The organism is Luteibacter yeojuensis (assembly GCF_011742875.1).
GTDB classification, from domain to species: domain Bacteria; phylum Pseudomonadota; class Gammaproteobacteria; order Xanthomonadales; family Rhodanobacteraceae; genus Luteibacter; species Luteibacter yeojuensis.
In genome coordinates, this window is the sequence record NZ_JAAQTL010000001.1 from 2,726,631 (window position 1) to 2,749,289 (window position 22,659).

General features: G+C 65.8%; 22 protein-coding genes. 11 read left to right on the forward strand and 11 right to left on the reverse strand.

What is annotated here, in order from left to right; translation table 11 throughout:
- From HBF32_RS12395 to HBF32_RS12405, 3 genes are all read left to right on the forward strand, one after another.
- Positions 1–1,185: an IS256 family transposase gene (locus tag HBF32_RS12395; protein WP_166699914.1), complete on the forward strand. Its 1,185-nt coding sequence runs from the start codon at positions 1–3 to the stop codon at positions 1,183–1,185.
- A gap of 22 nt (positions 1,186–1,207) precedes the next feature.
- The gene (locus HBF32_RS12400; RefSeq protein WP_166699915.1) at positions 1,208–2,188 is read left to right on the forward strand and encodes an IS5 family transposase; all 981 of its coding nucleotides are present in this window, start codon (positions 1,208–1,210) and stop codon (positions 2,186–2,188) included.
- 186 nt (positions 2,189–2,374) lie between these two features.
- Positions 2,375–2,974: a DUF6338 family protein gene (locus tag HBF32_RS12405; RefSeq protein WP_166699916.1), complete on the forward strand. Its 600-nt coding sequence runs from the start codon at positions 2,375–2,377 to the stop codon at positions 2,972–2,974.
- 206 nt (positions 2,975–3,180) lie between these two features.
- On the opposite strand, the gene HBF32_RS12410 is transcribed toward HBF32_RS12405, so the two are convergent.
- On the reverse strand, positions 3,181–4,179 hold the full coding sequence (locus HBF32_RS12410) for a LysR family transcriptional regulator (RefSeq protein WP_240147971.1): 999 nt from the start codon (positions 4,177–4,179) through the stop codon (positions 3,181–3,183).
- A 152-nt stretch (positions 4,180–4,331) separates the two neighbouring features.
- Here HBF32_RS12410 and aceB point away from each other — a divergent pair, with 152 nt between their 5' ends.
- Positions 4,332–5,927, forward strand: a complete 1,596-nt coding sequence (aceB, locus tag HBF32_RS12415; RefSeq protein WP_166699918.1) for a malate synthase A — start codon at positions 4,332–4,334, stop codon at positions 5,925–5,927.
- 16 nt (positions 5,928–5,943) lie between these two features.
- Complete coding sequence (aceA, locus tag HBF32_RS12420) at positions 5,944–7,233, forward strand: isocitrate lyase (protein ID WP_166699919.1); 1,290 nt, start codon at positions 5,944–5,946, stop codon at positions 7,231–7,233.
- Between the two features lie 87 nt (positions 7,234–7,320).
- On the opposite strand, the gene HBF32_RS12425 is transcribed toward aceA, so the two are convergent.
- The 6 genes from HBF32_RS12425 to HBF32_RS12450 all read right to left on the reverse strand — a co-directional run bounded on the left by HBF32_RS12425 (position 7,321) and on the right by HBF32_RS12450 (position 13,706).
- Positions 7,321–8,340, reverse strand: coding sequence for a redoxin domain-containing protein (locus HBF32_RS12425; RefSeq protein ID WP_166699920.1), 1,020 nt, complete (start codon positions 8,338–8,340; stop codon positions 7,321–7,323).
- Positions 8,341–8,432: 92 nt separating this feature from the next.
- Positions 8,433–9,896, reverse strand: coding sequence for a MocR-like pyridoxine biosynthesis transcription factor PdxR (pdxR, locus tag HBF32_RS12430; RefSeq protein WP_166699921.1), 1,464 nt, complete (start codon positions 9,894–9,896; stop codon positions 8,433–8,435).
- A gap of 463 nt (positions 9,897–10,359) precedes the next feature.
- Entirely contained in the window at positions 10,360–11,079 is a 720-nt protein-coding gene (locus HBF32_RS12435) for an SDR family oxidoreductase (protein WP_166699922.1), read from the reverse strand.
- On the reverse strand, positions 11,076–11,693 hold the full coding sequence (locus HBF32_RS12440) for a TetR/AcrR family transcriptional regulator (RefSeq protein ID WP_166699923.1): 618 nt from the start codon (positions 11,691–11,693) through the stop codon (positions 11,076–11,078). The genes HBF32_RS12435 and HBF32_RS12440 overlap by 4 nt, the downstream gene beginning before the upstream one ends.
- Positions 11,694–11,776: 83 nt before the next feature.
- Entirely contained in the window at positions 11,777–13,276 is a 1,500-nt protein-coding gene (locus HBF32_RS12445) for a YifB family Mg chelatase-like AAA ATPase (protein ID WP_166699924.1), read from the reverse strand.
- A 175-nt stretch (positions 13,277–13,451) separates the two neighbouring features.
- Positions 13,452–13,706, reverse strand: coding sequence for an accessory factor UbiK family protein (locus HBF32_RS12450; protein WP_166700539.1), 255 nt, complete (start codon positions 13,704–13,706; stop codon positions 13,452–13,454).
- A 172-nt stretch (positions 13,707–13,878) separates the two neighbouring features.
- On the opposite strand from HBF32_RS12450, the gene glnK reads away from it, so the two are divergent.
- The gene (gene glnK / locus HBF32_RS12455) at positions 13,879–14,217 is read left to right on the forward strand and encodes a P-II family nitrogen regulator (RefSeq protein ID WP_166699925.1); all 339 of its coding nucleotides are present in this window, start codon (positions 13,879–13,881) and stop codon (positions 14,215–14,217) included.
- A 21-nt stretch (positions 14,218–14,238) separates the two neighbouring features.
- On the opposite strand, the gene HBF32_RS12460 is transcribed toward glnK, so the two are convergent.
- Both HBF32_RS12460 and gpmA read right to left on the reverse strand, forming a co-directional pair.
- Complete coding sequence (locus HBF32_RS12460) at positions 14,239–14,772, reverse strand: CcdC protein domain-containing protein (protein ID WP_166699926.1); 534 nt, start codon at positions 14,770–14,772, stop codon at positions 14,239–14,241.
- Between the two features lie 100 nt (positions 14,773–14,872).
- Positions 14,873–15,607, reverse strand: coding sequence for a 2,3-diphosphoglycerate-dependent phosphoglycerate mutase (gene gpmA, locus HBF32_RS12465; protein ID WP_166700540.1), 735 nt, complete (start codon positions 15,605–15,607; stop codon positions 14,873–14,875).
- Between the two features lie 149 nt (positions 15,608–15,756).
- Between gpmA and HBF32_RS12470 the strand changes: the two genes are divergently transcribed.
- Positions 15,757–16,410 (forward strand): DUF4097 family beta strand repeat-containing protein, encoded by a 654-nt coding sequence (locus tag HBF32_RS12470; protein ID WP_166699927.1) that lies wholly within the window; start codon positions 15,757–15,759, stop codon positions 16,408–16,410.
- A 78-nt stretch (positions 16,411–16,488) separates the two neighbouring features.
- Here HBF32_RS12470 and hemF read toward each other — a convergent pair whose 3' ends face one another.
- Both hemF and HBF32_RS12480 read right to left on the reverse strand, forming a co-directional pair.
- Positions 16,489–17,391: an oxygen-dependent coproporphyrinogen oxidase gene (gene hemF, locus HBF32_RS12475; RefSeq protein ID WP_166699928.1), complete on the reverse strand. Its 903-nt coding sequence runs from the start codon at positions 17,389–17,391 to the stop codon at positions 16,489–16,491.
- A gap of 47 nt (positions 17,392–17,438) precedes the next feature.
- Positions 17,439–18,149, reverse strand: a complete 711-nt coding sequence (locus tag HBF32_RS12480) for a YdcF family protein (protein WP_166699929.1) — start codon at positions 18,147–18,149, stop codon at positions 17,439–17,441.
- An 87-nt stretch (positions 18,150–18,236) separates the two neighbouring features.
- Between HBF32_RS12480 and HBF32_RS12485 the strand changes: the two genes are divergently transcribed.
- Genes HBF32_RS12485 through HBF32_RS12500 form a run of 4 tightly spaced genes read left to right on the forward strand, consistent with a single transcriptional unit; the run spans position 18,237 to position 22,609 of the window.
- Positions 18,237–19,439, forward strand: a complete 1,203-nt coding sequence (locus HBF32_RS12485) for a beta-ketoacyl-[acyl-carrier-protein] synthase family protein (RefSeq protein WP_193570363.1) — start codon at positions 18,237–18,239, stop codon at positions 19,437–19,439.
- Entirely contained in the window at positions 19,436–20,236 is an 801-nt protein-coding gene (locus HBF32_RS12490) for a beta-ketoacyl synthase chain length factor (protein ID WP_166699930.1), read from the forward strand. Before HBF32_RS12485 ends, HBF32_RS12490 begins: the two co-directional genes overlap by 4 nt.
- Positions 20,233–20,985, forward strand: coding sequence for a glycosyltransferase family 2 protein (locus tag HBF32_RS12495; RefSeq protein WP_166699931.1), 753 nt, complete (start codon positions 20,233–20,235; stop codon positions 20,983–20,985). The genes HBF32_RS12490 and HBF32_RS12495 overlap by 4 nt, the downstream gene beginning before the upstream one ends.
- A 28-nt stretch (positions 20,986–21,013) precedes the next feature.
- Positions 21,014–22,609, forward strand: coding sequence for an NAD(P)/FAD-dependent oxidoreductase (locus tag HBF32_RS12500; protein WP_166699932.1), 1,596 nt, complete (start codon positions 21,014–21,016; stop codon positions 22,607–22,609).
- Positions 22,610–22,659 lie beyond the last annotated feature (50 nt).

Consider the following 22,659-nt stretch of genomic DNA (forward strand, 5'->3'; position numbering starts at 1 on the left):
ATGCTGGATGAGCTGACGGGCGACTGCAAGACCCCGCAGGACGTGGAGAAGCTGTTCTCGCAGATGTTGCAGCACATGATCAACCGGTCGCTGGAGGCGGAGATGCAGGCGCATCTGGGCCATGAGCGGCATAGGCCGTCGGGTGGTAACCCTCGCAACGGCAGGACGCGCAAGCGGGTTCAAAGCGCGCTGGGTGATTTGCAGATCGAGACCCCGCGCGACCGCGAGGGTACATTCGAGCCTCAGCTGGTGAAGAAGCGACAAGTGCGGCTGGCCGGGATGGAAGAAAAGATTCTGACCCTGTACGCCAAGGGCATGACCACGCGCGACATCGAGTCGGTGCTGGTGGACCTGTACGGAGTGACGATCTCGCACGCACTGATCGCACAGGTGACCGACGCGGTGCTGGATGAGGCGCGGGCCTGGCAAACGCGGCCGCTGGAGGCCATCTACCCGATCGTGTGGCTGGACGGCATTGTGGTGAAGGTGCAGCACAACAAACAGGTCATCAACAAATCGGCCCATGTGGTGTTGGGGGTGAATCTGCGCGGCGAGAAGGAGGTGCTGGGCCTGTGGCTGGCCGAGAACGAAGGTGCCAAGTTCTGGCTGTCGGTGTTGACCGAGCTGCGCCAGCGCGGGGTGCAGGATATCTACGTCGCCAGCATGGATGGCCTCAAGGGCTTGCCCGAGGCGGTTAATGCGGTATTCCCCCAAACATTGACCCAGCTGTGCATCGTGCACCTGGTACGGGCCAGCCTGCGTTACGTGACTGCCAAGGACAGCAAGGCGATCGTGCCGGCGCTGCAACGCATCTATCGGTCGGCCACGGTGGATGAGGCGGAACGAGAACTGGACGCGCTGGAGAGCGAGTGGGCAGCCAAATACAAGGCGGTGGTTCGTCTATGGCGTGAGAACTGGGGCAACATCATCCCGTTCTTCCAGTTCCTGCCGGAGATCCGCAAGGTGATTTATACGACCAACGCCATCGAGTCGTTGAACATGGTGATGCGCAAATACACTCGCAACCGGCGTATTTTTCCGAACGACGATGCGGCGTTGAAGGGCCTGTTTCTTGCCATCCGGGAGGCGTCGAAGAACTGGAAATCCATCCATCACTGGAAGCCTGCCTTGCAGAGCTTTCAGGTCATGTTTGGCGAAGAGCGCGTGCCCTTAGCCGCGCTGTGAAATCTCTGGTTACACAGTTCGTTTGACAGACTCTTCCTTTGCCTCACTGAGTTTCGAGTCCAAGAAGAAGCCGACGCGTCGCGAGCGCTTCCTGGGCGAGATGGACAAGGTCGTACCGTGGGCGGCGCTGTTGGCGCTGATCGAGCCGAGCTATCCCACCTCTGGCCGCCGTGGCCGCCCACCGATGCCCGCCGCGACCATGCTGCGCATCCACTTCATGCAGCAGTGGTACGCGCTGAGCGATCCGGCGATGGAGGATGCGCTGTACGAGATCGAGTCGATGCGCCGCTTCGCCGAACTGGAGTTGAACGAGGACGCGATTCCGGACGAGACGACGATCCTGAAGTTCCGCCGCTTTCTGGAGCAGCACGGCCTGGCGGTGAAGATCCTCGAGACGGTCAATGCGCACCTGGGTCAGCAGGGTCTGCTGCTGCGCCAGGGCACGATCGTGGATGCCACGATCATCCAGGCGCCGTCGTCGACCAAGAACCGCGACAAGCAGCGCGATCCGGACATGCGCCAGACCAAGAAGGGCCAGCAGTGGTATTTCGGCATGAAGGCGCACATCGGCGTGGATGTGGAGTCGGGGCTGGTGCACACGGTGACCACGACACCGGCCAACGTGGCCGACGTGACGGAAGTGGAGAAGTTGTTGCACGGCCGGGAGCAGACCGTGCACGCCGATGCCGGCTACCAGGGAGCTGAGAAACGCGCGCCCAAGCGCGGTCGCCGGTGGTACATCGCCGCCAAGCGCGGCAGCGTCAAGGCGATGCCCGAAGGCGCGTTGAAGGACGCGGTCAAGCACACCGAACACATGAAGGCCGCGGTTCGCGCCAAGGTGGAGCACCCGTTCCGGGTGGTGAAGCGGCAGTTCGGCTATCAGAAGGTGCGCTTCAAGGGGTTGCTCAAGAATACGGCGCAGGTGCTGACACTGTTTGCCCTGTCGAACCTGTGGATGGCGCGACGAACGTTGCTGGCTTCTGCAGGAGGGGTGCGCCTGTGAGGCGGAGAATCGAGGTGATCGGAGGTAAATCGGCGCGGCGATGGCGGCGGTCCATCTTCACTGCCACCTTTTTATCGTAGCAAGTCCGGCGTTTTCGCACGGCCGTCTGGGCGGCCATTTTGAACTCAATTGCTCAGAGCATCCTTAGGTGAGCAACATAATCACATATCAATGACAGGGAATTGTATGGGTGAACTCGGCTCTGATGTTGTATCCATCCTGACGAACCTGATGCCGGGCTTTGTCTTCGCTTGGATATTTTACGCGCTTACGACTCATCGCAAACCGAATCAGTTCGATCAAGTGGTCTACGCCCTCATCGCCACAGCGGTACTACATGCCGTCGTGGTGATTGAATCGGTCATCCTCATCTGGATCGGAAAATGGCAAGCCCTTGGACCGTGGACGATGGATTCAGAGCTAATAGCTTCTTTCGCCACTGCAATCGTGGCCGGCCTTGCCACCTCTCAGCTTGCAAGGCGTGATGCTATTTTCAGAATGCTTCGACGAATGGGACTAACTACTCGAAATCACAATACGTCAGAGTGGTGCACAGTATTTGAGCAATCCGACCTAAATGTAGTACTGCATCTGAAGGGTGAGCGACGCATCTATGGATGGCCGCTTCACTGGCCATCAGATCACAAGCAAGGTCATTTCTATTTAGCTGACGCCGAATGGCTCGATGATGAGAACAACCGCTACCCCCTATCAGGAGTTGAAGGTATTCTTATCAACGCCGAAGACGTAGAAATGGTCGAGTGCATCGAAGGAGATAAAGCGTGACAAAGCCGATCGAAGCAAAACCCATAGCGGTAACACGGGTTACCCGGGACGGTGCCAATACGAAGCCACTGCCCATTCAGAACGTCAAGCCAAGCCCACCTCCTGCGCCGCCCCCGAAGAAGAAGTAAAAGGAGTCTTGCTCTACTGACGTCGTGCTTCAGCGTCTATCTCAATCTCAACAAGCATTTTATTGCTTGAATAGAGACTTATCGCCCCGAATGTCCCGACTCATCGTAGTCGCGATGCGTCAACAGGCCGGGGCGGATCAGGTCGATGAACGCGCGCGCTTCGGCGCTCAGGAACTTGCCTTTACGCATCACCACGCCATAGCTGCGTTGCGGAAAGTATCGGCGCAGGTTGCGCACGACCAGACGTTCCTTGTCCGCCTCCGTGATGCAGATGCCGGTGACGATGGAAATGCCCAGGCCCATGGCGACATATTGCTTGATGACGTCCCAGCCGCCGACCTCGATCGCCACCGTGTACGGCACATGCCGCTGCTGGAACACCATGTCGACGAGACGGAAAGTGGTCAAGCGCTGTGGCGGGAGAATGAGCCCGTAGGGAGAAAGATCTTCGAGGCGGATGTCGTCCTTCGCGGCCAGTGGATGCTCCGGCGGCATGATCAGCATCGGGTCGTAGTGGTAGACCGGTGCCCAGGCAATGTCCTGCGGCACGTCGAGCATCGAGCCAATGGCGATATCGGCTTCGTCGGCACGCAGCAACGCCAGCCCATCCTTGCCGGTTACGTTCGCCAGTTGCAGGTGCACCGATGGATAGCGCTCGCGGTAGGCCTTCACCAGATCGGGCAGCAGGTACTGGATGGTCGACGAGCCCGCGGCGACGGTGAGTTTTGCCGCGTGACTGCCCCGGGTCCTGGCCTGGAACTCGCGGTCGAGGTTTTCGAACCCCTCCACGAGGGGGCGCGCGATCTCGTACAAGGCCTCGCCGGCATCGGTGAGGGTCACGCGCCGCCGGGTCCGTTCGAGCAAGGGCATGCCCAGCTCCCTCTCCAGCGCCTTGAGTTGGAGACTCACCGAGGGCTGCGAAAGGAACAGCGCTTCGGCGGCCCGGCTCAGGGTGCCCAAACGGGTGATATAGACAAAAGCCCGCAGCTGCTTGAGGCGGTTGCCCTTGTAATAGAAACGACCGCCGTCGTCGCTCGACGTGCCGCGGTTGGTTTTCGTCGACGGCTTCGACCGCATATTCAGCTTGCGCTGCATGATTTTATGCCAGCAATTTCAATAGGTTATTTCTATCATTAAAGTTATTAATGTTAATCTTTGAAACATATGCTTTGTCAAAAGCATAGCTCCGATCGTAGCGTGGACTCCACACCCGCACCGGAGCAGTGGCAATGGCAGTTCCCCAGCGCGCGATCGATCCCCTGTCCGGCGTCCGCTTTCAAGGCGGCGAGGTCTATCCGGACATCCTGACCCCGGCGGCCATGACCTTGGTGGCGGACCTCCATCGGCGTTTCGATGCCCGGCGCCTCGGCCTGCTGGCGGAGCGGACCGCACGCCAGCAGCGCTATGACGCCGGCGAGCTTCCCGATTTTCGCGCCGATACCGTGGCGATCCGCGAGGGCGAGTGGTCGGTGGCCCCGATCCCGGCGGCGCTGCAGGACCGCCGCGTCGAGATCACGGGTCCCGTGGAACGCAAGATGATCATCAACGCGCTGAATTCCGGGGCGAAGGTGTTCATGGCCGACTTCGAGGATTCGAGCGCGCCCACCTGGGCCAACCAGATGGACGGCCAGCGCAACCTGCGCGATGCCGTCGATGGCAGCATCGAATTCACCAGCGCGGAGGGCAAGGCGTATCGCGTGGGTGCGACACCGGCCGCGCTCGTCGTCCGGCCCCGTGGCTGGCACCTGCCCGAGCGTCATGTCGAGGTCGACGGCGACGTGGTGTCGGGCGCGCTGGTCGATTTCGGCCTCTTCGCCTTTCACAACGCGAAAGCGCTGCAGGCCCGCGATCGCGGCCCGTATTTCTACCTGCCGAAACTGCAAAGCATGGAAGAAGCCGCGCTGTGGAACGACGCGATGTCGCATGCCGAAGTCGCGCTCGGCCTGCCCCACGGCACGATGAAGGCGACGGTGCTCATCGAGACGCTGCCGGCCGTGTTCCAGATGCACGAGATCCTGCACGCACTGCGCGAGCGCGTCGTCGGTCTCAACTGCGGTCGCTGGGATTACATCTTCTCCTACCTGAAGACCTTCCGTGCACACGCAGACCGCCTGCTCCCGGAACGTGGCCAGGTCACCATGAGCGTGCCGTTCCTGAAGGCCTATTCGGAACTGCTGATCCGCACCTGCCATCGCCGTGGCGCATTCGCGATGGGCGGCATGGCAGCACAGATTCCCATCAAGGGCGACGACGCGGCCAACGAGGCCGCCATGGCCAAGGTCCGGGCGGACAAGCTGCGCGAAGTCGGCGCCGGCCACGACGGTACATGGGTGGCGCATCCCGCGCTCGTCCCGGTCGCGCAGGCGATCTTCGACGAGCACATGCCCACGCCCAACCAGTTGCACGTGCTGCGCGAAGACGTGGACGTATCGCGCGACACGCTGATCGCACCGGCCATCGGGACGATCACGCGGCAGGGTTTCGACAACAACGTCGAGGTGTGCCTGCGCTACACGGCCGCTTGGCTCGACGGCCTCGGCTGCGTGCCCATCCACCACCTGATGGAAGACGCCGCCACCGCCGAGATCGCGCGCGCCCAGTTGTGGCAGTGGCTGCATCACGGACCGCTGGAGTTCAGCGACCACGCCGACGTGAACTTCGCGCTGTTCGACCAGGCTCTCGCCGCGCACTGCCACCGGCTGCGCGGGAGCGAGTTGCCCGGCGCACGCCGCGCCGATGAAGCGGCCGCGCTCATCCATGCGCTCACGCATGCGGACGAACTGCGCGATTTCCTCACCCTCCCCGCCTACGAGCACCTGTCCTGAACCCCGGAGCACGACGATGAAGACGCAGACCGCCGAACAGATCACGCTCGACTGGAAGAACAACGACCGCTGGGAGGGCGTCCGGCGTCCCTATGCCGCGGAAGACGTGCTGCGCCTGCGCGGCTCCGTGCAGGTCGAGTACACGCTCGCCCGCCGCGGTGCGGAGCGCCTGTGGCGTTCGCTTCAGGACGAGCCGTATGTCAATGCGCTGGGCGCGCTCACCGGCAATCAGGCAATGCAGCAGGTGAAGGCCGGCTTGCAGGCCATCTACCTCTCGGGCTGGCAGGTCGCCGCCGATGCGAATACCGCCGGCACGATGTATCCCGACCAGTCGCTCTACCCCGTCGACTCGGTGCCGAACGTGGTGCGCAAGATCAACAAGACCCTGCTGCGCGCGGACCAGATCCACCACGCCGAAGGAAGGGACGGCATCGACTGGCTGGTGCCGATCGTCGCCGATGCGGAAGCGGGTTTCGGCGGCGTGCTCAACGCGTACGAGCTGATGGCGCACATGATCGAGGCAGGCGCGGCGGGCGTGCATTTCGAGGACCAGCTGGCCAGTGCGAAGAAGTGCGGGCACATGGGCGGCAAGGTGCTGGTGCCGACGCAGGAGGCCGTGCAGAAGCTCGTGGCCGCGCGACTGGCCGCCGACGTCGCCGGCGTCCCGACCCTCATCGTGGCACGTACCGATGCCATGGGTGCGGGACTGGTCACCTCGGACATCGACGACCTCGACAAGCCGTTCCTGACCGGCAAGCGCACGGTCGAAGGTTTCCATGAATCGCGCCAGGGCATCGAGCAGGCGATCGCGCGCGGCCTTGCCTATGCACCGTATGCCGACCTGATCTGGTGCGAGACGGCCACGCCGGACCTGGAACAGGCGCGCCGCTTCGCCGAGGCGATCCATGCCGTGTTCCCTGGCAAGAAGCTCGCGTACAACTGCTCGCCCAGTTTCAACTGGAAGAAGAACCTGGACGAGAAGACGATCGCGGCATTCCAGAAGCGCCTGGGCGAGATGGGTTACGCCTTCCAGTTCATCACGCTGGCCGGCTTCCATGCGCTCAACTATTCGATGTTCCAACTGGCACGTGGCTACCGCGACCGGCAGATGGCCGCCTACGTCGAACTGCAGGAAGCCGAGTTCGCGGCCGAGAAGGACGGTTACACGGCGGCGAAACATCAGCGCGAAGTCGGCACGGGTTACTTCGATACTGTGAACCAGGTGATCGCCGGCTCGTTGAGTTCGCTGTCGGCGCTGAGCGGCTCTACCGAGGAACAGCAGTTCCATCCGGCCTCGGCGGCATGATCGAGGCGTCCCGGTTCGCCTCCCGCCTGGCCGCTTCGCAAGCCTCGCCGTTGGGCTGATGCCCGACGGCGGATGGCTTCGCGCAAATCATGTGCCGCCCGGGCTCAGGCGCGCCGCGCGCGCGACCAGCGCGGGCAGCGCGCTCATGTCGCTCGTAAGACGCTGCACTTCCTTACCGTCGGCGTCGACGAGGATCACCGTGGGAATGCGCTTCACGCCATAGCGGCGGAACACGTCGCCGCTCGTGTCGATGGCCAGCGGCAGCCTCACCTTGTTCTTCGTGCGATAGGCACCGAGGGCTTCGCTGTCGGACCAGAGCCCGGAGGCGATGCCGAGCCACTGCGCGCCGGAATGCACACTGAGCTTCTCGGACTGCTCGCGTGCCGAGCGGCATTGCGCGCCCGTGGTGGGTTGGCTCTGCGCGAGGTAACCCTCGCACCATGGCGACATGAACACGAGGATGCGCGGCTTCCGGCTCGCCGAGACGCCAAGCTCGAAGGACTCGCCGTCGAGGGTGGTCAGTCGATCCGGCGCACCGCGGCTACCCTCGCGACCCGTTTTCCGCCCAGCGAGCCCGTCGGGGCTCTTGCCGCCAGCGAGTGCGGCCTCCAGCGAGGCGTTGATGAGATGACCGACGTAAGCGACCCGTCCATCCCGGCCGATTACCACATGTTGAGGCGTTACCCGCAGGTGGAATGCCTCGGCGAGCCTGCCGTCGTCCATCACGATGGGCATCTTCAGCCCGAATTTCCTGCGGAAAGTATCGACCCCTTCCCTGGTTTCGTTGAAGTTCGTGTTGATCGCGATCACCACGGTGTCCGGACCCGCCGTTTCGAATGCGTGTTCGAGATGCGGCATCTGCTCGCGGCAGGGGGCGCACCACGTCGCCCAGAATTTCAAGTAGACGATCTTGTGGCCGTAGAGCTTGCCAAGATCGATGGTCTGGCCATCGATCGTCGTCACGGTCAGGGCCGGTGCGGGCTTGCCGACCAGGGTGGAGGCGACTTCCTTTGCGTATTTCTCGCCACCGTCGTCCTGGCTCGCGAAGGCGACCGAGGGTCCCGCGAGCGCGAGGCAAAGCATGAAGCATGCGAACAACTTAGGCACGGGCCGGCGCCTCTTTCGAATAGGAGGCATTAGCGTGCGGGTGGAAGTGGTCCGTGACGAGGGCCGGATCGAAAAATATCGCATGGTCCAATTTAGGCGCCGCCCGCCACCTCCGCGATGGCCTGGCAGAGCTGCTCGACGCCCCGCTCCACGTCCTCCACCCCGATCATGCCGATACCCAACACGAGACCGCTGCAGCGGCCTTCGAGCCGGTAGGCACCGAGGTCTCGCACCGCCACCCCGCGAATCGCGGCCGCAGCGACGACGGCGTCGGCGGGCAGGTCCTCGCGGAGGTGCGCGGCCATATGCAGGCCCACATCCGTGTGGACCGGCGAAAGCCACGCGGTGCCATGACGGGCGATGGCCTGCTCCAGCGCCGCGCGGCGTTCTCCGTAGACGCGGCGCGCCCTGCGTACGTGCCGGGCGAGGTGGCCCTCGCGGATGAAGGCGGCTAGCGTCAGCTGTTCGAGCGAAGGGTTGTGTCCGTTGCCGAGCCGCTTGGCCCCCACCAGCGCCGGCACCGCCCAGGAAGGCGGAACGATGTAGCCGAGCCGCAACGCCGGAAACAGGCTCTTGGAAAACGTGCCTACGTAGAAAACGGCGTGACGCTCGTCGACAGTGCGCAGGGCATCGAGCGGGCGCCCGCCGAAACGGAACTCGCCGTCGTAATCGTCCTCGACCACCGCCATCCGATGCGCGTGCGCGAAATCCAGCAACTCGGCGCGCCTGCGCTGGGACATCACCGTGCCGAGCGGAAACTGGTGGGATGGCGTCGTCAGGATCACGCCCACATCCGCCGGTATGCAGTCGACGCGCAGGCCATCGGCGTCCATCGGCACCGTGACGAGCCGCGCGCCGGCCGCCGCGAAAGCGTCCCGCGCAGGCGGATAACCCGGATCTTCCACCGCGACACGCGTCGTGCCCGGTTCGACCAGGATGCGCGCGATCAGGTCGAAGGCCTGCTGCGCGCCACTGGTGACGACCACGTCCGCGTCGTCGCACGCGATCGCACGCGCGAACGACACATGGGCGGCAATCGCCTGGCGGAGCTCGGGCCGTCCGGCGACGTCGGCGTAATCCGTCCTCTCCTTCGAGAGGCTGCGCATCGCGGCGCAGGCGAGCCGGCGCCAGGTTTCGTGCGGAAAGAGCTGGGTATCCGGAAGTCCCACCCTGAAGTCGAACCGGTGCGCACGGAGCGGCGCCCGCGCCGGCTGGGCTACGCGATGTTGCCAGTAGGTGTTCAGCCGTCCGGCCATCCGGGCGGCGGCATCGCCACAGGCATCTCCGGGACGCACGGGCAGGTGATCGGCGACGAAGGTACCCGAGCCCTGCCGGGCGACGAGGTAGCCCTGACTGAAAAGCAGGTCGAAGGCGGACACCACGCTGTTGCGCGAAATGCCCAGCTCCTCCGCGAGCTTTCGCGTCGGCGGCATGCGGAAACCCGGCTGGAGCCGTCCGTCGAGGATGGCGCCTTGCAGTTGCCGGTGCAGCGACCGGACAAGATCGCGTTGCCTTTCGGCAGGCAGGTCGATCGCCAGAGGGAGAATTGGCTCCATGAAACTCTTCGTTCGCGGACCTTTTGAAAGTCCGCATTGAAGCACACGGCGCGGTTCCCGCGCCGATGGCGCATACCCCGGGAGCAAATGACGTGGCTCGTCCTATCCGTCCGATGGATGACCGCGAAGCAGCCCGACCGGCGCATCACCACCATGCACGGCCGCCAGCGCCGGACGAAGGAAAATCGGCCAACGCCATACAAGGCGGGCCGATGCGCGGGAAATGGGTGAAGCGCCGCTGGAAGAAGGCCGGGCCCCGGTGCTGGAGCGGGGGGAGGGAGGGGTATCCAGCACCGGGACGGGGCGGGCAGCCCATTAAGAGAACCGCCTGGTACAGAATTCTCCGCCCGGACCCTCTATTTGTCAACTAGTGAGTACATGAAATAAGTATTAACTCTTAAGGGGGTGCATCCGATGGAGCACCCAGACGGACGCGCGAGCTCAAGCCGGGTACGAGAATGACTCACGCAGCCCTGCCCAACGAACCGCCACCATCGACGAACAGGGTCTGCCCCGTTACGAAGCTCGCTCCTTCCGACATGAAGAACTGCACGGCGGCGGCAATCTCGTCGGGGGTGCCCAGGCGTCCCATGGGAATGTCGCGAATGAATTCCGCCTCGGCATCGCTGCCCACCGGAGAATTGCTGCGGAACAGCTCCGTCGCGATCGGCCCTGGGGCGACGGAGTTCACCGTGATGCCACTCCGCGCGAACTCGAGCGCCCAGTTTCGGGTGAGGCTGTCCACGGCGGCTTTCGTCGCGGCATAAGCCGAACGCTTCGGGCGGCCTAGCACCGTAAGACTCGAGATGTTGACGATGCGGCCCCAGCCGTTCGACAGCATATGGGGCAGCGCCGCCTGGACCGCATGAATGGCGCCATGAAGGTTCAGCCGCAACATGTGGTCGAGATCGTCGATGTCGATCCTGCCAGGCTCCTGCATGCGCGCCACACCGGCGTTATTGACGACGCCATCGATGGCGTACCTCCGCGCCAACTCCTCGAAGCCAGCCTTAGCGGCGGCGCTGTCGCTGACGTCGACCGAGTGGAGTTCTCCGGGGAACCCGGTATCGCCCCCGCGGGCCACCCCCACTACGAGGTGACCGGCCTCCACGAGCCGTTCGGAAATCGCCCTGCCGATGCCCTTGGTTGCGCCGGTCACCAGGAATGTTCGTTGCGTGGTCATGCTTTTGCCTCTTGGGAAGTCTTCGAGAATGGGATACCCACCGAGGCGAGGCCTTCCCGCACGGCATCGGTCAGCAAGTCCCGGTCGGCGCGGATGCGAGCCAGCACGCGAATGCCCAGCAGCAACGTAAGCAGGTGCCGCGAGGACCGTGCCGGCGAGATAGTCGCCGCGATCTCGCCGGTGCGTCGCGCGCGCGCGAGATGGCGCTCGAAGAACGACTCGATGGCCGAAAACTCGTCCGCAATCGCTTGGCGCACCTTCGTGTCGTCGGACGAGGACTGGATCGAGGAGTTGATGAGCATGCATCCGCGCATTTCGGGATCGCCGACGCTTCGCTCGACGATGTCGGCGAAGAAATCGCGGATCGCGGCGGAAGGCGAGTCGACGAGGTCGAGGTGTTCGATTCGCGCTCGGAGGGTTGTGGTCAGGTAATGGTCCAGCGCTCGATGGAACAGCTCGCGCTTGTCGCCGAAGGCCGCATAGATGCTGGACGCCGTGAGTCCGGTGTGCGCCGAGAGGTCGCGCGTGGACGCGCCCTCGTAGCCCTTCGCCCAGAAGACGTCTGCCGCCGCGGCCAGCACCTTTGTTTCGTCGTACTCACGTGGACGCGCCATGCCGGGCCCCTCGTCGCTCTAGATTATGTATCGATCGCTCCATAACCAGTATTATGGAGCGACCGATACATAATCACAAGACCCTAGAACCGCCGGTAATGCAGCGCCTCCGCAAGGTGCCCCTGCTCCACGCACCCCGTACCGCCTTCGAGATCGGCGATGGTGCGGGCCACCCGCAGGATGCGGTGATAGGCCCGGGCGGAGGCGCCGAGTTTGTCCAGCGACGTCTGCAACCACTCGCGCTCGGCGTGCGGAAGCGCGCAGTCGCGCTCGAGGTTGACCACGCTGAGTTCGGCATTCGCCTGGCCCGCCCGGAGCAAGGCTTTCTCGCGCGCCGCGATCACCCGCTGGCGTACCGTGGCGCTGTCGTCGTCGTGCGGACCGCGCGCGGCGGCCAGGTCCGCGATCGGCACGCGCGGGACTTCCACGCACAGGTCGATGCGGTCGAGCAGCGGGCCCGAGATGCGTCCGCGGTAACGCTGCACCTGGTCGGGCGTGCAACGGCACTCGTGCAACGGGTCGCCGGCATAGCCGCATGGGCAGGGATTCATCGCGGCGACGAGCTGGAACTCGGCCGGGAACGTCGACTGGCGGGCGGCGCGCGAAATCACGATCCGCCCGGACTCCAGCGGTTCGCGCAGCACTTCGAGCACGTGTCGGCTGAACTCGGGAAGTTCGTCGAGGAAGAGCACGCCGTTGTGCGCCAGCGAGATCTCGCCGGGGCGTGGCGACGAGCCCCCGCCGACGAGGGCGACGCCCGATGCGGTGTGGTGCGGCGCACGAAACGGACGGCGGCGCCAGCAGCGCGGATCGATGTCCTCGCCGGAGAGCGAACGGATGGCGCAGCTCTCCAGCGCCTCGGATTCGGTCATGGGCGGCAGGATGCCGGGGAGGCGTTCGGCCAGCATCGTCTTGCCGGTACCCGGCGGTCCGATCAGGAGCAGGTGGTGTCCGCCCGCGGCGGCGATTTCGAGGGCGCGGCGCGCCTGCAACTGCCCGCGGATGTCGAGCATGTCCGGCCCGCACGACGGCATGCTGTAGAAATCCGCGCTTTCCGGCCCCGCCAGGTCGGCCTGGCCGCTCAACCAGGCGCAGACCTCGGCCAGGCTGTCGGCGAGCAGCACGTCGCCCTCGCCGATCAAGGCCGCCTCGGCGGCGTTGGCGCGCGGAACCACGATGCGGCGGCCGCTGCGCCGGGCCCGGATGAGGGCCGGGAGAATCCCGGGAACCGCGCGAAGCTCGCCGGACAGCGCCAGCTCGCCGAGGAATTCGCAATCGTCCAGGCGCTCCCGCGGCACCTGCGATCCGGCGGCCAGGATGCCCAGGGCAATGGCGAGGTCGAACCGCCCGCCGTCCTTCGGCAACTCGGCCGGGGCCAGGTTCACGGTGACCCGGCGGTTCGGATACTCGAAGGCGGTGTTCTGGATGGCGACGCGGACGCGGTCACGAGCTTCGCGCACCGCCGCTTCGGGCAGTCCCACGATGGAGGTGGATGGCAACCCGCCGGACAGGTGCACTTCAACGACGACCTGAGGGGCCGCGACACCTTCCTGCGCGCGCGAAAGCGTGACGGCGAGGCTCATGACGGACGGTATCGTAACCGGTAACGGATATCGACCGGAGGCAGGCGCTTACGATCCGTGCTGGATCCGCTCTGCATGCGCACTCCTTTGCGATCGCTGGGAAAAATAACCGCCCCCGACCGCTCTCGGGGTGAGGGTGACGGATCGGGGGCGGTCCCGGGACGTGCGGCCGTCCTTACTGGCCGCGTTGCGCCGCGCTGATTTCCAGGTCGGCGAGGCGTTTCTCCAAAAGCTCGAGCCGTTCGCGCGTACGCGCCAGAACCTGGCTCTGAACATCGAATTCTTCGCGGGTTACGAGATCGAGGCGGCGTAGTCCTTGCGCCAGAATATCTTTGAAGTTGGCCTGCAGATCCTCACGCGCTTGCGCCAACCCTGGCGGAACCAACGATGCCAATCGCTGTGCGAGTTGATCGATACCCTGCACATCCATCTTGCGCACCTCGATGTCGTGAATGAAGTTTAGGTGATGGGATTGTAGGCGCTATAGGCCCACGCCCACACGTCGTGTAGGGTTTTTCCTACAAGCTACCGTATGGAGGCGGCTCCGGACGGATGGCACAATGACCCATCGCGCGGCTACCGGCCGCGCACTAGGAGAAGACATGAAGCTCGTGGTCGCCATCATCAAGCCTTTCAAGCTGGACGACGTCCGCGAAGCCCTGGCGGACGTAGGGGTCCAGGGAGTGACGGTGACGGAAGTGAAGGGCTTCGGCCGGCAGAAGGGCCATACCGAGTTATACCGGGGCGCCGAGTACGTGGTCGACTTCCTGCCCAAGATCAAGCTGGAGGTGGCGGTGGCCGACGACCAGATCGAGCGGGTGGTCGAGGCCATCCAGCAAGCGGCCCGGACCGGCAAGATCGGCGACGGCAAGATCTTCGTCAGTCCCCTGGAGCAGGTCATCCGCATCCGCACCGGCGAACTGGATAACGACGCCCTCTGAGCGAGGGCGTCCCGGACGGCCTCAGGCGGCCTGCAAGGCCCGCTTGTAGCGGCGGTGGTGCACCAGGATGCCGCTGTAATAAGCCAGGTAGTAGCCGATCGTGAGGCCCACGATCGCCATCGTCAGCGGGCTGTTGCCCGGCGCAGGGCCTTGGGCGTCCGTCAGCGCGCCGCCCGCCATGGCCGGCGCCAGCAGCAGGAAGCGCCAGGCCAGACGGCCCAGCAGCAGCGCGCTCAGCGCGCCGCCCATCCACGGGTTCGGAATGTAATAGTCCGCACCGTCGCCGCCGATCTCGAATCGGGTCAGCCGCAAGCCCAGCAGGATCGCCAGGGCCGCGCCGGCCACCGCGCCGCCGAGGGCGCCTTCCGCCAGGCGGATGTCCTGCAGGCCCGAGAGCATCGTCAGTCCGATCACGATCGCGAAGATGACCACACGGACCGTCATCCGCTTCGTGCGGATCGGCTGCCGGCCGAAACTGCCGCGCACGCGGCGATACACGGCGAACGCCATCAGCGGGACGGTGAAAATGAACGACAGAGCGGACGGGGCCAGCATGGCGGAGCCTCTTGGGTCGGTGTGAGGCCAGATTAGCGAAACGGCGTCACCGTTCGAGGGGCGCTTGTGACCCATCGGGGATGACGCCTGTCATACGCCGCTACTTCGCCTTGCCCTGGTTGGCGACGGCGGCCATCTTGGCCTCGATCTCGGTCTGGTCGCCCAGGTAGTAGTGCTTCACGGGACGCAGCTCGGCGTCGAACTCGTACACCAGCGGAATGCCGTTGGGGATATTGAGCTCGGCGATGTCGTCGTCGGAGATGTTGTCGAAGAACTTCACCAGCGCACGCATGGAGTTGCCGTGGGCCGCCATGAGAACGTTGTTGCCGGCGCGGATGGCCGGGGCGAGCACCTCGTGCCAGTACGGCAGCACGCGGGCCACCGTGTCCTTCAGGCACTCGGTCAGCGGCACGTCGATGCCCTTGTAACGGTCGTCGTCGGCGAAGGACGTCGCGCCTGCTTCGAGGGCCGGTGGCGGCGTGTCGTAGCTGCGGCGCCAGATGTGGACCTGTTCGTTGCCGTACTTGGCGGCGGTCTCGGCCTTGTTGAGGCCGGTCAACGCGCCGTAGTGGCGCTCGTTGAGGCGCCAGTCGGTCACCACGGGGATCCACATCAGGTCCATCTCGTCCTGGACGTGCCAGAGCGTGCGCACGGCGCGCTTCAGGTACGAGGTATGGGCCAGGTCGAAGGTGAAGCCGGCGTCCTTGAGGAGGCGCCCCGCTTCGCGGGCCTCGGCCACGCCCTGCTCGCTGAGGTCCACGTCGGCCCAGCCGCTGAAGCGGTTTTCGAGGTTCCAGGCCGACTGGCCGTGGCGAATCATCACGAGCTTGTACATGGCGTCCAAGGGGCAGGGAAAAATCCGATGGTGGAGCGTGGCCCCGGAGCCGTCAACTTCGCCCGCGGAGGCCCCCTGTCGTCAGTCACGCTAAACCTTCCCCCCGATCGGTGCATCCTAGGGGCTCATTCCACCCGCGGAGTCCCGCAATGCGTCGCACCCTCCTTTCCCTCCTCATCGCCCTCTCCGTGTCCGGCGCGGCCCTCGCGCAGGAGGACGTCAGCAAGGTCAACGGCACCGCCTCGGTCGAGGACGGCCAGCACGCGGGCGATGTCCACACCGTCAACGGCTCGGTACGCATCGGCGAGCGCGCCGTGGTGCAGAAAGCCAGCACCGTCAACGGCTCGGTCGACATCGGCGAGGGCGCCACCGCCACCAGCGTCAAGACCGTGAACGGCGCCGTGACCCTCAACGAGAAGGCACGGGTGTCCGGCGACCTCGAGAACGTGAACGGCAGGGTCCGCCTCGAGTCGGGTGCCGAGGTGAAGGGCCACCTGTCGAACGTCAACGGGCAGATCAGCCTCGAGCGCGCCCATGTCGGTGGCGGCATCGAAACGACCAATGCCGACGTCACGATCGGCGAGGACTCCAAGGTCGAAGGCGGCCTCCTGGTGAAAAAGCCTTCGTGGGGCTGGTTCAACAGCGGCAGCGACCGCGTGCCGAAGATCGTCATCGGCCCGCACGCGGTCGTCCAGGGTACGCTGACCTTCGAGCGCGACGTGGAACTCTATGTCAGCGATTCCGCCACGGTCGGCAAGATCGAGGGCGCCACGGCGAAGAAGTTCTCCGGAAGCACTCCGTAAGGACCTCGAACCTGTGGGGGCCGCTATAGCGGCGAGAAGCCAACGAAGCGGCGATGCCGCAACGCCGACTTCGGCAGGTCAAACCCAGTCGCGCGGCTTCAGGTATTCCTGGAGCCGCGCTTCCGCGCTGTCGGCATCCGGCGAATAGCCGTATTCGAAGCGCACGCGCGGCGGCAGGCTCATGAGGATCGATTCGGTACGTCCCCCCGACTGCAGGCCGAACAAGGTGCCGCGGTCGTAGACGAGGTTGAACTCCACGTAGCGGCCCCGGCGATACAGCTGGAACTCGCGCTCGCGCTCCCCATAGGGCATGTCGCGGCGCCGCTCGACGATCGGCAGGTACGCATCGAGGAATCCTTCGCCGATGTCGCGGGTGAAGTTCATGCAGCGCTCGAAGCCGCCCTCGTTGAGGTCATCGTAGAAAAGCCCGCCCACGCCGCGCGTCTCGCCGCGATGCTTGAGGTAGAAATAGTCGTCGCACCAGCGCTTGTAGCGCGCGTAGACATCGTCGCCGTACGGCTCGCACAGGTTCTTCGCGACGCTGTGCCAGTGGCGCACGTCCTCGTCGAACGGGTAGTACGGCGTGAGGTCGAAGCCACCGCCGAACCACCACACGGGATCGCTGCCTTCCTTCGAGGCTTCGAAGTAACGCACGTTCGCGTGCGTGGTCGGGATGTACGGGTTGCGCGGATGCAGCACCAGCGAGACACCCGTGGCGATGAAGCTGCCACCGACGAGGTCGGGCCGGTGCGCCGTGGCACTCGGCGGCAACGGCGAACCCGACACGAGGGAGAAGTTCACGCCGGCCTGTTCGAAGATGTTCCCCTCGCGCAGCACGCGCGTGCGGCCGCCGCCGCCAGCGGGCCGCGTCCATGCGTCTTCCTCGAAGCGCGCCTTGCCGTCCACCGCCTCGATGGCGGTGCAGATACGGTCCTGCAGGCCGCGCAGGAACGACGCGGCAAGCTCGGCTTGTTCGGACATGGCACATCCTTTCGTGAGGGACACTGGGGGGGATCGCAAAGCTTAGCTCAGGAAATCCGCGTCGCCATCCGCCGGTTCCCGGTCAGGGCCGCCCAGCGCATGCCGGTATCGATCCACATCAGGTAGCCGGCCTCCATCAGCAGGCGGGTCACGTAGCGGCGGCCGAGCGGCAGGCGCTCCTCGGCGGCAAGGGGCGCGGCGTCGAATCCGAGCCGACGGGCGAGGTAGAGGCAGCGTGCCAGGTGGTAGCGGCTGGTCACCAGCCACACCGGCGGAAGGGGCGCCTCGCTCCGCTCCCGCAACAACACGCGGGCATGGCGGAGGTTTTCGAGGGAGTCGATGGAGGCCTGCTCCAGTTCCAGCGGCACGGCGGGTGGCCAGCCTTCGGCCATCAGCCAGCGGCGCCCGGCCTCGGCTTCGCTGATGGAGCCGCCGCTGTAGCCGCCCAGCAGCAGGACCCGATCGGCGAACCCCGCGAGCGCATCGGTGCGGCCACGGGCAAGGCGGCCGAGGAAATCCGCTTCCGGACAATCGCCGACGAGCCGGCGGCCGAATATCAGCATCGCCCGGCGGCCGGCGGCCCGCGCGGGCGTGCGCGCGGCGAGCCAGCAGACGCGCGCGAGGTGCGCGGCATACACCAGCCCCAGGCTGGCGACGAAGACGACGGCGGTGACGAAGGCCGCGACGAGGATGTCGCGATCGCTGAGGTAACGCCATACGCCGCGGCGGAGGATTTTCGGAGCCTGGATACCGGACATGGAAGCATCCCGAAGAAAGCGCAGTATCGCCTGAACGCACGTCTGCATTCACGCGACGCTGCGGATCAAAAAGGATAGGCTCGCCGCATGCCGCATCCCATGACACCGTTGGCCATCCGCGCCTACACCACCACCTCCGCCCTCGGCCGCGGTCTCCAGGCCCACGCCGATGCCCTTTCCGCCCCGCGCGGCGGCCTTGCGCCGAACGATTTCAGCGTGGCCCCGCTGGATTGCTGGATCGGCCGTGTCGCCGGCGTGGAAGACGAGCCGCTTCCGCCGGAGCTGGCCGAGTGGGACTGCCGGAACAACCGGCTCGCCTGGATCGCCTTGCGGCAGGACGGCTTCGCCGAGGCCATGCGCGCGGCGCGCGAGCGGTATGGCGCATCGCGCGTGGCCGTGCTGCTCGGCACGTCGACGGCGAGCATCGGGGCCACCGAGGAAGGCTACCGCCGCCTCGACCATGGCCGCATGCCGGCGGACCTGCACCGGCCGGTGCTGCATACGCCGCACTCGCTCGCGAGCTTCGTCGCGGCGGCGTTCGCCCTGGAAGGCCCCTGCCTCACGGTGGCCACCGCATGCTCGTCCAGCGCGAAGGTGTTCGCCAACGCGGAGCGCATGATCCGGCTCGGCCTGGTCGATGCCGCGATCGTCGGCGGCACCGACACCCTTTGCGACAGCGTGCTGTTCGGTTTCAATTCGCTCGAACTGGTCTCGCCCGAGCCGTGCCGTCCGTTCGATGCCGCCCGCAGCGGCATTTCGATCGGGGAGGCCGCCGGCTTCGCCATCCTCGAACGCGTGGAAGCGGCGATGGACGCGCCCTTGCTCATCGGTTACGGCGAAGCCAGCGACGCCCACCACATGTCCACGCCCCACCCTGAAGGCCTGGGGGCGGAGCTCGCGCTGAACGACGCGCTGGCCCGCGCGGGCATCGCGCCCGACGACGTCGACTACATCAACCTGCACGGCACCGCCAGCCAGAAGAACGACGAAGTCGAGGCCGCGCTCGTCGCGCGGACCTTCCCCGCCTCGACCCGCGCCAGCTCGACGAAGGGCTTCACCGGGCACACCCTCGGCGCCGCGGGCATCCTCGAGGCCGCGATCACGCTCCTGTCGATGCGCGACGGCCGCGTTCCCGCCAACCTCGGTGCCGAAACGCCGGACCCGCTGTGCGGACCGCAGATGGCCTGGCGGCCGGAAGCGGCGGATATCCGCATCGCCCTCAGCAACTCCTTCGGCTTCGGCGGCAACAACGCGTGCCTCGCCTTCGCCCGCGCGGGGCGTCACGCATGAGCGCCGCGCTGTCGGTCTGGGTGAGCGGCATCGGCCTCTGGGCACCGGGGGCCGCCGACTGGCACGCCTTCAGCGAGATCGCCACGGGCGCGGCCACGCCGGGTGCGACGGAGCGGCCGCTCGCCGAGGTGCTTCCGCCGAACGAGCGGCGACGCGCACCGGAAAGCGTCTTGCTGGCGGCCGCGGCCGCCGGCCAGGCCGTGCGCATGAGTGGCCGCGACGCAGCCACCCTGCCCTGCGTGTTCGCCTCCGCGCATGGCGACCAGGTCATCACCGACTACATGTGCGAAACGCTGGCCAGCCACCCGCGCGAACTGTCGCCGACGAAGTTCCACAACTCCGTGCACAACGCACCGGCGGGCTACTGGACCATCGCCACGCACTGCCGTGCATCGTCGAGCGCCGTCTCTGGTGGCGAGGAAGCATTCGGCGCAGGCTTGCTCGAAGCCGCCACGCTGGCGGTGGCCGACGACCGCGACGTGCTGCTGGCGAGCTACGACATCGCCGGGACGGGGCCGCTCGGCGACATGACCAGCACCACCGGTCCGTTCGCCGTCGCGCTCGTGCTCTCCCCTCGCGCCGACGGCGCGGCCGTACGGCTCGACATCACGCCGGAGCGCGGCAACAGTGGCATCGAGGCACTCGGCGATGCCTGGCTCGACGGGCTTGTCGCGACCAATCCCTCCGCACGCGCGGTGCCGTTGATGCGCGCGCTCGCGCTCGCCCGCCCAGCGGCGCTGCGCGTGCCCGCGGCGCGGGGGCTCGACCTGCACATCGACATCGGCGTGGCCGCATGAGCATCGCCACGCCTCGCTACTGCATCCTCATCCCCTGCCTCAATGAGGAACAGGCGATCGGACGCGTCGTGGGCGAGGCCCTCGCGCTCGGGCTTCCCGTCATCGTCGTCGACGACGGTTCGGACGACCGCACCCCGGACATCGTGGGCGCCATGCCGGTCACCCTGCTCCGCCATGCGACACGCCGGGGCAAGGGCGAGGCGTTGCGCACCGGTTTCCGCGAAGTGCGCCGCCTGGGTTACGACGCCGTGGTGACGATGGATGGCGACGGCCAGCACCTCGCATCGGACATCCCCGCCATCATCGCCGCAGCCGAACGTTACCCGGGCTGCATCGTCATCGGCGCGCGCCTGCTCGATCGCGAACAGCAGCCCAGCGGACGGCGACGCGCCAACGCGGTCGCCGACTGGGGCATCTCCTGGGCATGCGGCCGCCCGATCGCCGACACGCAGAGCGGTCAGCGGCTCTATCCGCGCGAGACGCTGGACCTGGCCGATCTTCCGGCCGAACATTTCGTCTTCGAGGCCGCCGTGCTCATCACCGCCTGCCGCGAGCGCGGCATCGGCGTAGTCTCGGTACCCATCGCGTCGCGTTACCACGGCGAGTTCCGACTCAGCCATTTCCATCCCGTGCGCGACGTCACCAGGATCACCACCTACACGATCGGCCGGGTGATCCATTACGGAAGTATCCTCGCCAGCTACCGCCGGTCGCGGGCCCATCCCACGATCGTCGACGAGACACACTGAAAAGAGCGCTTGAAGGGGAGTCGAACCGATGGACCGCAAGATGCACGATGTCGTCATCCTCGGTGGGGGCCTTGCCGGGCTCACGCTGGCCATGCAGCTCAAGGGCGCCTATCCCGACCTGACCGTCGTCGTGCTGGAGCGACAGGTGCGGCCGTTGCCCGAGGCGGCCCACAAGGTGGGCGAGTCCACCGTCGAGATCGCCGCGCATTATTTCGGCCACACCATCGGACTGCTCCCGCACCTCGAAGAAGCGCACATCCGGAAGTTCGGATTCCGCTTCTTTTTCTCCGAAGGCAGGGAGGACCTCGAGGACGTCGCCGAACTCGGCGTGAGCGCGGTGCTTCCCACACCCAGCTACCAGATCGACCGCGGCATCCTGGAAAACTTCCTCGGCGAGGAGTCGCGCCGCCGCGGCATCGACTTCCGCGAAGGCGTGACGGTACGCGGCTTCGACATAGGCGCGGGCGAGGAACCGCACACGGTTCGCTACACGGACGGCGAAGGCGAGCAAACCCTGCAAGCCCGCTGGATGGTGGACGCGTCCGGCCGCGCGGGACTCATCCGCCGCAAGCTGGACCTCACGCGCGACAACGGTCATCACGCCAATGCCGTGTGGTTCCGCATCGGCGAGCGCCTGGCGATCGACGACTGGTGCGACGACGCGGAATGGAAAGAACGTTGCCATCCGCCGGAACGCTGGCGTTCCACCAACCACCTCGTCGGACCCGGCTATTGGGTGTGGCTGATTCCCCTCTCGTCCGGCGCGCATTCGGTCGGCATCGTCGCCGACGCCGGGATGCACCCGCTGGAGGGCATGAAGACCTTCGACCTCGCCCTGGCCTGGCTGGAAGAACACCAGCCCGTCGTCGCGAGGCATGTCGCCGCGCATCGCGACAAACTGCTCGATTTCGCCTTCTTCCGGAATTTCTCCTACGGCTGCTCGCGGATGTTCTCGTCCGATCGCTGGGCACTCACCGGCGAAGCGGGCGCGTTCCTCGATCCGTTCTATTCCCCTGGCAGCGATTTCATCGCGATCGCCAATACCTACATCACGCTACTGGTCGGCATCGACCGGCGCGGCGACAGGCTGGCATCGTATGCGCGCCACTACGAACGGATGTTCTTCTCGTTCTACGAAGGCACGCTGAAGATGTACCGCGGGCAGTACAACCTGTTCGGCGATCCGGAAGTCATGCCGGTGAAGGTGATCTGGGATTACGCGTACTACTGGGGCGTGCTCTGCCAGATCGTCTTCCAGAACCGCCTCGGCGACGATGCGTTCATCACCCGCATGGGCCCGGAGTTCCAGTGCTGCGCCGAGCTCAACACGGCGATGCAGGCGTTCTTCCAGCGCTGGCATGCGCTGTCGGAGCGCCGCAACGGAAGGGCCATGCTGGACCAGCGCGACCTCGCCTGGTTCGCCGACATGAACGCAACGCTGCACGATAGCCTCGACGACGACTCGCTTGCCGGGCGCCTGCGCGACAACATGCGCATGATGCAGGCGCTGGCCTCGAGCATCGTCGAGCGTGCGGCCGCGGACTATCCGTCGGTGGTGGAGGGGTACGGGCACCTCGTCGGCCCCGAGGGACAGCGCATGGATCTGTTCGAGCAGGTAGCCTGAGGCCGAGACCCCTGTATGGCGGGCGTCTCGGTCTTTGAGACGGCCGGCGG